Source organism: Actinocorallia herbida (assembly GCF_003751225.1).
Classification (GTDB): Bacteria; Actinomycetota; Actinomycetes; order Streptosporangiales; family Streptosporangiaceae; genus Actinocorallia; species Actinocorallia herbida.
Genome location: NZ_RJKE01000001.1, coordinates 7,772,031 through 7,783,963, shown reverse-complemented (window position 1 = coordinate 7,783,963; position 11,933 = coordinate 7,772,031). Strand labels below are relative to the sequence as shown.

Below are 11,933 nucleotides of genomic sequence, written 5' to 3'. Positions count from 1 at the left end.
TACGAACACACATCGGGAGGGGCACGTGGCAGGCAACCTGACGCGCGACGAGGCGCGGGAACGGGCCCGGACACTGGCCGTCGAGGCGTACGAGGTGGCGCTGGACGTCACGGAGGGCAACGGCGCCGGCGCGGTCTCCACGGGCGAGGAGCGGTTCTCGTCGGTCACCACGGTCCGCTTCACCGCGGCCGAGGCGGGCGGCGGCACCTTCATCGACCTGCACGACGCGGTCGTCACCGAGGCGGTGCTCAACGGCACGGCCCTGGACGTCGCCACGTACGACGCCGAGAAGGGCAGGCTGCCCCTTCCGTCGCTGGCGGCGGCCAACGAGCTGACCGTCAAGGCCGACATCCTCTACTCCCGCACGGGCGAGGGCCTGCACCGCATGGTCGACCCGGTCGACGACCAGGTGTACCTGTACACCCAGTTCGAGACGGCCGACGCGCACCGCATGTTCGCCTGCTTCGACCAGCCCGACCTGAAGTCGACGTACCGGTTCGACGTCACCGCGCCCGAGGGCTGGCAGGTCGTCTCCAACACCGCGCCCGAGCAGGAGGCCTCGGCCGAAGGCAAGACGGTGTGGCGTTTCCCGGCGACGGAGAAGATGTCCACCTACATCACCGCGCTCATCGCCGGGCCGTACCACGTCGTGCGCGACTCCTACGACGACGGCCGCATCCCGCTCGGCGTCTTCTGCCGCGCGTCCCTCGCGGAGTTCCTCGACGCCGACGCCATCTTCGACGTCACCAAGCAGGGTTTCGCGTACTTCGAGCGGGTCTTCGACTTCCCGTACCCGTTCGGCAAGTACGACCAGCTGTTCGTGCCGGAGTTCAACGCGGGCGCGATGGAGAACGCGGGCGCCGTCACGTTCCTGGAGGACTACGTCTTCCGGTCGCGCGTGACCGACGCCGCCTACGAGCGCCGCGCGGAGACCATCCTCCACGAGATGGCCCACATGTGGTTCGGCGACCTCGTCACGATGCGCTGGTGGGACGACCTGTGGCTGAACGAGTCGTTCGCCACGTACATGTCGGTGCTCTGCCAGTCCGAGGCCACCCGCTGGAAGAGCGCGTGGACCACGTTCGCGAACGCCGAGAAGGCGTGGGCGTACCGGCAGGACCAGCTGCCCTCGACGCACCCGATCGCGGCCGACATCCCGGACATCCGGGCGGTCGAGGTCAACTTCGACGGCATCACCTACGCCAAGGGCGCCTCGGTGCTCAAGCAGCTCGTCGCCTACGTCGGGCTGGACAACTTCCTGGAGGGCGTGCGCCGCTACTTCCAGCGGCACGCCTGGGGCAACACCGTCCTCGCGGACCTCCTGGACGCCCTGGAGGAGACCTCGGGCCGCGAGCTGACCTCCTGGTCCAAGGAGTGGCTGGAGACGTCCTGGGTCAACACCCTGCGCCCGTCGTACGAGGTGGACGCCGAGGGCGCCTTCACCGAGTTCGCCGTGCTCCAGGAGGCCGTCCCGGACTACCCGACGCTGCGTTCGCACCGCGTCGCCATCGGCCTGTACGACAAGACCGACGCCGGCCTGGTCCGCCGCAAGCGGGTCGAGCTCGACGTGGTCGGCGCGAAGACCGCGGTGCCCGAGCTCGTCGGGGAACGCCGTCCCGACCTCGTCCTGGTCAACGACGACGACCTCACCTACGCCAAGGTCCGGCTGGACGAGCACTCGCTGACCACGCTGGTCTCCTCGATCGGGGAGATCAAGGACAGCCTGCCGCGGGCGCTGGCCTGGTCGGCGGCGTGGGACATGACCCGCGACGCCGAGCTGGCCACCCGCGACTACGTCAAGCTGCTGCTGTCGGGCGTCGGCGGGGTCAGCGACATCTCGGTCGCGCAGACCCTGCTGCGCCAGGCGCGCACCGCGGTCGTCCAGTACGCCGACCCGGCCTGGCGCGAGACGGGCCTCGGCCTCATGGCCGACGCGCTGTCCGACCTGGCGAAGGCGGCCGATCCCGGCTCGGACTTCCAGCTGGCCTACCTCCAGGCGTTCGCGTCCTCGGCGACCTCCGACGAGCACCTCGCCTACCTCGCGGGTCTGCTCGACGGCTCGGTCGCGCTGCCCGGCCTGAACGTCGACACCGACCTGCGCTGGGGACTGCTGCGCCGCCTCGTGGTGCGCGGCAAGGCGGGCGAGGCCGAGATCACCGCCGAGCACGAGCGCGACGCGACCGCCGCCGGCGAGCGGCACGCGGCGGCGCTGCGCGCGGCGATCCCGACCCCGGAGGCCAAGGCCGCGGCCTGGCAGCGGATCATCGGCGGGAAGCTGCCGAACGCGGTGTTCCGCGCCACGATGGGCGGGTTCGTCGAACCCGACCAGGCCGAGCTGCTGCTCCCGTACACCGACGCGTACTTCGCCGAGGTCGGCCGGGTGTGGAAGGAGTGGAGCAGCGACATGTCCCAGACGTTCGCCGAGGTCGCCTATCCGTTCCTGAACATCACCCAGGAGACCATCGACCGGACCGACGCCTACATCGCGGCGGAGAACCCGCCGTCGGCGCTGGTCCGCATGCTGGTGGAGGGCCGCGACGGGGTGGCGCGCGCGCTGCGGGCGCGGGCCAAGGACGCCTCCGCCGCCTCCTAGGGGCCGAAGATCATCGAAGGGGCCGTCCGGGCGTGTTCCGGGCGGCCCCTTCGCCGTGCGGCGTATAGGCTGACCTGGAACGTTACTTATCGGACTAATGCCGCTTAATAGGTAAATGGGGATGTATGGCTGAGCCTGTGCGCGCCGTGCTCTCCCGCGACGCCATCGTGCTCGCCGCCGTCGACCTGATCGAACGCGACGGCGTCGAGGCGCTGTCCATGCGCAAGGTCGCCGCCCGGCTCGGCGTCGCGGCCATGTCCCTGTACCACCACGTGCCCAACAAGGCGGCACTCGTCGACGCCGTCGTGGAGCGGCTGGTCGCCGACCTCGACTTCGCCGACGACCCGGGCGCCGACCCCCGCGAGCGCGCCCGCGGCATGATGCGGGCCTTCCGCAAGATCGCGCGGGACCGGCCGAGGACGGCCAACCTCGTGCTCACCCGCACGTTCGAGTCGCCCGCGACGCTGCGCCTGTACGAGCACGCGATGGAGATCGCCCGCGCCGCGGGGTTCGCCGGCGGCGACGCGGCGCGGATCGCCTCGGCGTTCCTGTCGTACGCGATCGGCTCGCTGCTGCGCGAGGCGCGGTTCGACCGGGCCGCCAAGTCCGGCGGGCAGCCGGGCGGCGACCCCTTCATCCGCGGCGCCGAGGGCATCGACCCCGGCCGCTACCCGAACGTCACCGCGCTGCTCGCCGAGGGCCACGTCTACGATCCCGACGCGGAGTTCGAGGTCGGTCTGGAGATGCTGCTGCGAGGGCTCCCGGAGTCCTAACGCGTCAGAGGGCCTTGCCAGGGCCGAAGAGCCGCTGCGCGGTGAGCGCGATCTCCTGGGGGGAGGCCGCGCCGTCGCCCGCGCGGGCGCGGATCCAGAGCGGGACGCGCCAGGAGCGCATGAGCACGACGCCGCCCGCGGTCATCCGGGATCTGCCCGCCCGTCCGCCGTGCACGGCCACCACCACGGACGCCTTGACGGGCAGGTCCATCTCCTGCGAGAGGGCCTCGGACACCTTGCGGGCCATGGCCTCCCACCCTTCGACGAGGCGGGACTGGGAGTCCTTGCCGTAGAAGAGCCTGCCCCTCACCGCGGTGACGTCGAGGTCGGGGGCGTGCACGACGTTCTGCACGAGCCACAGCCGTCCCGGTGAGGCGACGAGGTGGGAGACGATGCCGTGCCCGGGGATCGCCCTGCGGTGCAGCACCGCGAACCGCCCGCGCCCGGCGATCTCCAGCAGGCGCAGTGCCCGTGAGGTGCCCATCGAGCCGTCCTCGCCGTACCGCCAGACCCGCGACGCGGCCCGCGTGCGCAGGAACCGCACGCCGTCGTAGGCGAGGAACGCGACGGCGAAGCCGATCGCCCAGTAGAAGGCGAGCCCGCCGACGAGGACGCCGAAGAGGTAGCCGACCAGGAGCGCGACCACGGAGCCGCGGCGGCGCGTGCGCTTCCGCTTCTCGGTATCGGCCTCCCAGAGCTGTTCGTACACCTGTTGGCGAGAACCGCCGACAAGGGCGGGGTTCTCCTTTTGGTAGATGTTGTTGCCGAACACACCCCTATGGTGACTTGTTAACCTTCAAATGCAATATATCCGATTGGTAACTGAACGTAGTTACATCTCCGTCAGAGTCCAGGCTGTTGACACATTTCCCCAGCATGTGGTCGGGTTTGCTGGTTGCGTAGATCGTTCTTTATGGGGGTGCGTGTGAGGAAATTTGCCCTTGTGGCGCTGGCCGGGACGCTCGTCGCCGGACCGCTCGCCGGGGGCGCCCAGGCGGCGCCGACGGACACGCCGAACCTCGCGCTCGGCAGCAAGGGCGCCGCGGTGAAGCAGCTCCAGCAGCGCCTCAAGCAGCTCAAGTACGACCCGGGCACGGCCGACGGCAGGTTCGGCGGCACCACCCGCGCCGCGGTCTGGGCCTTCCAGAAGGTCAACGGCCTGGACACCACCTCGACGGGCAAGGTCGGGAAGAAGACCTGGAAGGCGCTGGACGACCCGAAGCTCCCGCCCGTCATCACGGCGAAGAGCAGGCGCGAGCGCAACCGGGTCGAGATCAACATCAAGCGCCAGCTCGTGGTCGTCTACAAGGCCGGCAAGATCGCGCTCATCAGCCACACCTCGACCGGCAGCGGCCGCTACGAGGACGGCGCGGTCTCCACGACCCCGCGCGGCTACTTCCGGGTCGAACGCAAGATCAAGGGAGTCCGCCACGCCCCGCTGGGCACCCTGTACAACCCCATTTACTTCTACCGGGGCTACGCCCTGCACGGCTCACCCAACGTGCCGCTCTACCCCGACTCCCACGGCTGCGCCCGCCTCCCCTTCGGCACCGACATGAAGCTCTTCAACCTGGTCCCGATCGGCTGGCAGGTCCGCGTGAAGTGACCCCGGCGGCGGAAACGGCGAGGGCCCAGATCCCCGATGATCTGGGCCCTCGCCGTTGGTGGTGCCGGTGCCCGCGTGCCAGTACCTCCCACCCCTGGGGCTCTTGCACGCGGGTCACCGATCCGCCGCGCGTCCCGGGTGCACTCACCGTCGTCCGTCGAGGAGGAGCCGACGACGGTCATCGCTTCCGGTCCTGCGCGGCCCCGATCTCTCGGAGCTGACTTCAGCTTAGGACGCGAGATCGCACGGAAGGCTACGTGCCGGTGACGTGTTTGTTTCGTGCCGACGAATCCGGTTCGCCCCGTCTCACCGTGCCGAAGGAGGCGGCACGGGAACGGCGTGATGACGATTCGGCCGAGATGCCCGATACCGCCGCGCGGATCGGGCACGCTTGGACGGCCCGACTGACGGCGCGACAGAACGGACCCAGGTGCAGGACACGTTGCCCGGCGGCATTCACCCGCTCTCATTGGAAGACCCCAAGTCCGTGGGCGGCTACCCCCTTCTCGGCCGGATCGGCTCCGGAGGCATGGGGACGGTCTATCTCGCGGAAGGGGAGGACGGCGCGCGGGTCGCCGTCAAGACCATCCATCCCAGGCTCGCCGCGGACGCGGTGTTCCGGGCGCGCTTCGCCGACGAGGCGGCGCTGGCCGGACGCGTCGCGTCCTTCTGCACGGCGGCGATCGTCTCGCACGGCGCGGACACCGGCCTGCACGAGGCGGGGCTGCCCTACATCGTCAGCGAGTACATCGGCGGCGTCCCGCTCGCCCGGCGGGTGACCGAGAGCGGCCCGCTGCCCGCCTCGGACCTGCACGGCGTCGCGGCGGGCGTGGCGACCGCGCTGGCGGCGATCCACGAGGCGGGGCTGGTGCACCGCGACCTCAAACCGTCGAACGTGGTGCTGACGCTGTCGGGGCCGCGCGTCATCGACTTCGGCATCGCCCGCGCGCTGGACGCCTCGACGAGCCTGACCTCCACCGGGACCGTCCTCGGCACCCCGGGCTGGATGGCGCCCGAGGTGCTGGTCGGCGGGACGGCCACCCCGGCCGCCGACGTGTTCGCCTGGGGGCTGCTCATGGCGTACGCGGGCACGGGCCGGCCGGCGTTCGGCGAGGGCCAGGCGCTCGATGTGGCCCGCAGGGTCGTCCAGGAGGAGCCCGACCTCGAGGGGCTGGAGGACGGCGGGCTCAAGGACCTGGTCCGCGCGGCGCTCGCCAAGAAGCCCGGGGACCGGCCGAGCGCGCCGGAGCTGATGATGCGGCTCGTCGGCCGCGATGAGGCGGCGCCCGCCCCCGAGCCCGAAGTGGTGGTCGAGGGCCGTCCTGGGAGGCCCCTGCTGGTGCTGGCGATCATGGCGGTGGTCGCGGCGCTCGCCCTCGGGGTGGTCGCCGCGCTGTCGGCGGGACCGGTGCCGGAGGCCGGTCCGAGTGCCGGGGAAGTGGCGCCTGCGCCGGCCGCGGGAGACGTCGCGGGCGAGTCCGGTACGGGGTGATCTGGGCGTGCTTATTTAAATAGGAAAGAAACCTGTTTAATATGCGGGATGTGGAACCGAACCTCATCCCCGTCCCGCGCTCGCTCGTGTCCGGGCCCGGCGCGCTCACCCTCGGCGCCGACGCCACGCTGACCGCGCCCGCCGGCCGTGCCGCCGCCTCCCTGCGTGCGCTTTTGGACCGCGCCACGGGCCTGCCGTTCCCGCCCCCGGCGCCCGGCGCTCCCGCGACCGTCGCGCTGACCCTCGACGGGCCCGCCTCGCTCGGCCGGGAGGGCTACCTCCTGGACGTCACCGAGGCGGGCGCCCGGCTGCGCGCGCACACCGACGAGGGGCTCTTCCGGGCCGTCCAGACCCTGCGCCAGCTGCTGCCCCCGGCCATCGAATCCCCGGTCGCGGTCCCCGGGCCGTGGCGGGTTCCGTGCGTCGCCATCGAGGACGGCCCGCGGTACGCCTGGCGCGGCGTGATGCTCGACGTGGCCCGGCACTTCTTCGACGTCGCCGCGGTCGAGCGGTTCATCGACAGGCTCGTCCCGTACAAGTTCAACGTCCTGCACCTGCACCTCAGCGACGACCAGGGCTGGCGGCTGGAGATCGACGGCCACCCCCGGCTCACCGAGCACGGCGCGGCCACGGCCGTCGGGGGACCACCCGGAGGGTTCTTCACCCAGGACGACTACAAGGAGATCGTCGCGTACGCGGCCGACCGGTACTTCACCGTCGTCCCCGAGATCGACGTGCCGGGCCACACCCAGGCCGCGATGTCGAGCTACCCGTACCTGTCGACGCAGGAGTCGCCGGAGCTCTACGAGGGCGTCGAAGTCGGGTTCAGTGAACTCGCCCTGCACCGCGACTCGACCTACGCGTTCCTCGACGACGTGTTCGGGCAGGTCTCCGCCCTCACGCCGGGCGGGTTCCTCCACATCGGCGGTGACGAGGCGCTGTCCACGACCGCCGAGGACTACGCGCACTTCATGTCCCGGGCGCTCCCGCTCGTCGGCGGGCACGGCAAGACCGTCGTCGCCTGGCAGGAGGCCGCCTCCGCGCCCTCACTCCCTCCGGGCGTCCACCTCCAGTACTGGCGGCCGACGGGTGAGGAGGTGCCCGCCGCGCTCGTCGCGGCGGTCCGGGCGGGGGTGAGGCTCATCATGTCGCCCGCCGACCGTGTCTACCTCGACCAGAAGTACGCCGACGACGCGCCGCTCGGGCTCATGTGGGCCGGGACCGTCGGCGTCCGGCGGTCCTACGAGTGGGACCCCGGGGCCCTCGTGCCCGGCGCCGACGTCGCGGGCGTCGAGGCGCCGCTCTGGAGCGAGACCCTGCGCACCCCCGACGACCTCGACCACATGCTGTTCCCCCGCCTCCCCGGCATCGCCGACACCGCCTGGTCGGCGGCACCCCGCGACTGGCCGGGGCATGTGCGCCGCCTGCGCGCCCACACAGCGCGCTGGGACGCGGCGGGCATCACCGCCTACCACCGGGCGCCCGAACTCGAGGAGTAGCGCGGAACGCCCTGGTCAGTGCGCGTGGGTCGGGACGTGGGAGAGGGCCACGACCAGCCACATGGCCAGGGCTCCGGCCACCGTGCACAGCAGGGTGAGACGCGACGGGTGCCGGGCGTGCGCCTCCGGGAGGATGTCGGCGGTCGCCAGGTAGAGCAGGAATCCCGCGAAGTAGCCCAGGTAGAGGCCGATGAGCTGCTCGGGGACGCGGAAGACCGTCCCCAGGAAGGCGCCGACGACCGGGGCGATCGCGTCGAGGGCGACCAGGATGATCGGGAGCATCCCGGGATTGCCGTACAGCGTCGCGAGCGTGAAGGTGTTGAACCCGTCGGCGAAGTCGTGCGCGATCACCGCGATCGCCACCGAGACGCCCACCGCGGTGCCGGCCTGGAACCCGATCCCGATCCCGAACCCGTCGAGCGTCGAGTGCAGGATGAGGCCGCCCGCGCTCAGCACCCCCACCTTCTCCAGTTTGTGCGCGTGCTGCCCGTACTCCGCCTCGTGCGCCCGGTGCAGCGCCACCCCGCGCTCGATCACATGGATCGACAGGAACCCCGCCACGATCCCCACGCTCGCCCCCGGCACCCCCCACACCTCGAACGACGCCTGCTCCATCGCCTCCGGCACCAGATCGAATCCCACCACCCCGAGCATCAGCCCCGCCGCGAACCCGAGCACCAGATGCCGCCGGTCCCGTGTCCGCGCCGCCACCCACCCACCGAACAGCGTGGCGAGCGCGGCCAGCCCGGCGACCAAGATCGGCATGCCCGGAGCATCCCCGCCCCACCGGGCCCCACACGCCCCATCCGGCACAGGCGCGACAGAGAATTTCGCGGCCTGAATCGGGCGTCCCGGCGTCCGGCCCGGGGGTCCCGATCGAGCCGGGAGGGGGGAAGATCCGCAGGCCGGACGGCATCGCGGCGGAAGTGCCCGAGCTCACAGCGACGCGGGGCCGGTCGCCGGGCACAGCTGTGACCTGGGGTTTTAGGCGGGCTCCTATTGACAGAAGAACGGGGTTCTGTCGTAGTTGTCTGTTTAGTGGCGTGAGTCATGTCACGTTTTGGGCGAGAGGGGCCCCCGTTGCTGTTTCAGGAGATGAAAGCGCAGGAAGAGTCGGCCGCCGGACCCGGACCGCTGGAGGGGTTCCGGGTGCTCGAGGTGGCCGGGCCGTATTCAGCGTCCTGGGCGGGCGCGGTGCTGGCCGGGTGGGGCGCCGACCTCGTGGTGGTCGGCGACGCCGGGGCGGCGCGGAAGGATCCGGGCGCGGCGGGCGGCGGGCGCAGACTCGGCCTCGATCTGGAGTGCGCGGGCGGCCGGGGAGTGTTCCACGATCTCGTGGTGCGCGCGGACGTCTTCCTCACCGGGCTGCCGTCGGCGGAGCGGGCGCGGTGCGGCGTGGAGCTGGCCGACGTCCGCCGGGCCAACGCGCGGATCGTCTACGCCGGGGGAGCCGGGACCGCCCTGCACGCCCACGGCGAGGCGGACGCCCTCCCGGGCATCCACCTCGCCGTGGGCGTCGCGGCGGCCCTGCTCCGGCGGGAGCGGACGGGCGAGGTCCCCGCGCTGGACCTCGCGGTCTCCGCCCGGACCCTCGCCTGGTGGACGGAGGGGCACGCCGACGTCCGGGTGCTCGACCGGCCGGCGCGGGTGCCGTCCGGCACCGACGCGCCGACCGACGAGATCCTCATGGACCTCGGGATGGGCTGGGACCGCATCATCGAGCTCAAGGCCTCGGGAGCCGTCGAGTGAACCCGTCAGACGGTCTCGGGGGCCTTCTCCGCGGCGGGCGCCGCCCCGCCGGCCCGGCGCCGGCCGGGCGTGCGGCGCAGCACCACGCCCGCGCCGATCAGGCCGAGGCCGAGGACGAGCAGGACGAGCGGTCCGGTGAGCTTCAGGAGCTGGATCTTGCCGATCGACTCCTCGGCGTTGTCCACGAGCGCCGCGCGGGTCTCGTCGGTCATGCCGAAGTCGCCGGACAGGACGGACACCTCGGCGCCGTCGGCCTGGCTCCGCAGCTTGGTGTCGACCTTCTGCCGCTGGTCGATCGGGGACCCGGTACGGGGCTCCACCCACACGGTGATGTCGGCGGAGAAGACCTTCTCGGCGCTGACCTCGCCCTTGGCGGTCTTGTCGAAGAAGGTCGCGGGGACCTGCGTCGGGGCGCCCAGCACCGCGTTCTCGATCTTCTCGGTGAACTTGTAGGTCTTGACGCCGGCGACGTCCTCCTCGCCGGCGAACTCCGCCGTCCAGGTCCGTCCGGTGGAGGAGTCGAACCGGGTGTAGTCCTTCTTCTCGAGCCGATCGCCGGTCGGGAACATCAACCCGAGGCCGGACTGCGAGACCGCCGAGTTGCCGTTCACATGGGCGCTGCAGCAGGTCTTGAGCTCACCGGTGCGCCGGTCGAAGGCGAGCCGCCATTCGCTGGCGGACATGACCTCTTGGTCGGTCTCCCGCTGGATCGCGGTGAAGGAGTCCCACACGGCGGTGTCGTCGGTGCTCTGCTCGACCACGCCCCGGGTGGTGGCGGTGATGACCAGGGGGACGGTGACCGGCTGGCCGGTCGCCAGGTCGAGATACTGCCCGTTCGGGCTGGTCAGGGTGGCCTTGGCGTACTGGTCGAGGGGCGCCGCGATCAGCTTCGGGGCGAGCTGGAAGCGCACGAGCACCGCGAGCGCCACACCGAAGAAACCGAGGACCAGCAGCACGGTGCCGATGGTTCTGCGCATGCGGGGGACCTCCGGAGAGCCAGGGAGAGGGGGCGACTGACTGGGTCCTGCGATGGTGACGGGGATCTCATCACGTGCCTAGGGCGCGGCTGCCAACCTTGCTTGTCTCCGCACACAACCGCGTTCCCAGGAGGCTTTCCGCATGGACGCTGAGTCCCCTTCGTGGTTCGTGGGCGACGCCGAGCTGGTCGCCTTCATCGACCACTGCCGCGAGGTGCTGTACCGGGAGGTCCCGGAGTACGCGGGCGTCCCGCAGGCGGATCTGCTCGCGGGGATCACCGAGGCGGTCCGCGCCGCCGCGGCCTCGTTCGCCGAGGACCGCCCGCCGACCCCGGCCGAACTCGAGGTCGTCGCCCGGATCGGCGCCGCGCGGGCGCGGTCCGGGGTGCCGTTCTCGGCGTTCGTGCACGGCGCGCGGACCGCCGCGGCGCTGGCGCAGGAGGTCATCGGCACCGAGCCCAGCAGGCTGTGGCCGTGGATCGTGCAGGCGCTGGAGGTCGCCAGCGAGGCGCACCGCCAGGTGGAGCTGGAGATCATGCGGGAGGACAGGTACCGCAGGGCGGCCTTCCTCACCGACCTTTTCGGCAGCCGGCTGGGCGGGGCGCGGCTGACCAAGCTCGCCGCGGAGTTCGGGCTCGACCCCGGCGAGCACTATGCGGCGTTCCGGGCGCGGATCCCCGGGGCGGAGGCACGCCGGAGGTTCGAGGCGGGCGTCGACGGGGCGGGGCTCGCCGAGAGCCATCAGGGCGAACTCGTCGGCCTCATCGCGCACCGGCCCCGGCTGGAGGGCGACGGGCTCGTCGCGATGGGCCAGCGCATGCCGCTGGCATCGGCGTCGTTCTCGTTCGCCCAGGCCTCGACGGTGCTGCGGGTCTCGTCGGCGTTCGGCATGACCGGCGTGGTGCACATCGAGGACGTGCCGCTGCTCGCCGCCGTGCTGGAGAGCCCCAACCTCACCGGCCTGGTCACCGAGCGGTGCTTCGGCGCGATCCCGGCGGCGCAGCGCGACCTGTTCACCGAGACGCTCACCGCCTACCTCGACCGCGACCTCCACATCGCCGAGGCCGCCGCGAAGCTGCACGTCCACCCGAACACGCTGCGCTACCGGATCCGGCGGTTCGAGGAGCTGAGCGGCCTGCACCTGGAGCGGGTCGACGACCTCGTGACGGTCTGGTGGGCGCTCCAGTACGAGCGGATCACCGACGCGGCGCAGGCGGCGCCGTGACGTCCGGGGGCCGACCCGC

Annotated in this window: 10 protein-coding genes; 7 read left to right on the top strand and 3 right to left on the bottom strand. The window is 71.8% G+C overall.

Annotated features, from left to right (window positions below):
- Positions 1-25 precede the first annotated feature (25 nt).
- A complete protein-coding gene (gene pepN / locus EDD29_RS35395) occupies positions 26-2,593 on the top strand; it encodes an aminopeptidase N (RefSeq protein ID WP_123668587.1) in 2,568 nt (855 codons plus the stop codon).
- Between the two features lie 125 nt (positions 2,594-2,718).
- Entirely contained in the window at positions 2,719-3,366 is a 648-nt protein-coding gene (locus EDD29_RS35390) for a TetR/AcrR family transcriptional regulator (RefSeq protein WP_123668586.1), read from the top strand.
- Positions 3,367-3,370: 4 nt separating this feature from the next.
- Here the strand turns inward: EDD29_RS35390 and EDD29_RS35385 are convergent, their stop codons facing one another.
- The gene (locus EDD29_RS35385; protein WP_148086203.1) at positions 3,371-4,138 is read right to left on the bottom strand and encodes a hypothetical protein; all 768 of its coding nucleotides are present in this window, start codon (positions 4,136-4,138) and stop codon (positions 3,371-3,373) included.
- Between the two features lie 141 nt (positions 4,139-4,279).
- Here EDD29_RS35385 and EDD29_RS35380 point away from each other — a divergent pair, with 141 nt between their 5' ends.
- The 3 genes from EDD29_RS35380 to EDD29_RS35370 all read left to right on the top strand — a co-directional run bounded on the left by EDD29_RS35380 (position 4,280) and on the right by EDD29_RS35370 (position 7,963).
- Positions 4,280-4,972: a L,D-transpeptidase family protein gene (locus EDD29_RS35380; RefSeq protein ID WP_123668584.1), complete on the top strand. Its 693-nt coding sequence runs from the start codon at positions 4,280-4,282 to the stop codon at positions 4,970-4,972.
- A gap of 469 nt (positions 4,973-5,441) precedes the next feature.
- Positions 5,442-6,464, top strand: coding sequence for a serine/threonine-protein kinase (locus tag EDD29_RS47380; RefSeq protein ID WP_123668583.1), 1,023 nt, complete (start codon positions 5,442-5,444; stop codon positions 6,462-6,464).
- Positions 6,465-6,514: 50 nt separating this feature from the next.
- On the top strand, positions 6,515-7,963 hold the full coding sequence (locus EDD29_RS35370) for a beta-N-acetylhexosaminidase (RefSeq protein ID WP_246053166.1): 1,449 nt from the start codon (positions 6,515-6,517) through the stop codon (positions 7,961-7,963).
- Between the two features lie 15 nt (positions 7,964-7,978).
- On the opposite strand, the gene EDD29_RS35365 is transcribed toward EDD29_RS35370, so the two are convergent.
- Positions 7,979-8,728: a ZIP family metal transporter gene (locus tag EDD29_RS35365; protein ID WP_123668582.1), complete on the bottom strand. Its 750-nt coding sequence runs from the start codon at positions 8,726-8,728 to the stop codon at positions 7,979-7,981.
- Between the two features lie 330 nt (positions 8,729-9,058).
- On the opposite strand from EDD29_RS35365, the gene EDD29_RS35360 reads away from it, so the two are divergent.
- A complete protein-coding gene (locus EDD29_RS35360) occupies positions 9,059-9,712 on the top strand; it encodes a CoA transferase (RefSeq protein ID WP_123668581.1) in 654 nt (217 codons plus the stop codon).
- Between the two features lie 5 nt (positions 9,713-9,717).
- Here EDD29_RS35360 and pgfA read toward each other — a convergent pair whose 3' ends face one another.
- Positions 9,718-10,689: a cell envelope lipid trafficking protein PgfA gene (gene pgfA, locus EDD29_RS35355; protein WP_123668580.1), complete on the bottom strand. Its 972-nt coding sequence runs from the start codon at positions 10,687-10,689 to the stop codon at positions 9,718-9,720.
- Between the two features lie 142 nt (positions 10,690-10,831).
- On the opposite strand from pgfA, the gene EDD29_RS35350 reads away from it, so the two are divergent.
- Positions 10,832-11,914: a PucR family transcriptional regulator gene (locus EDD29_RS35350; protein ID WP_123668579.1), complete on the top strand. Its 1,083-nt coding sequence runs from the start codon at positions 10,832-10,834 to the stop codon at positions 11,912-11,914.
- Positions 11,915-11,933: the final 19 nt, after the last annotated feature.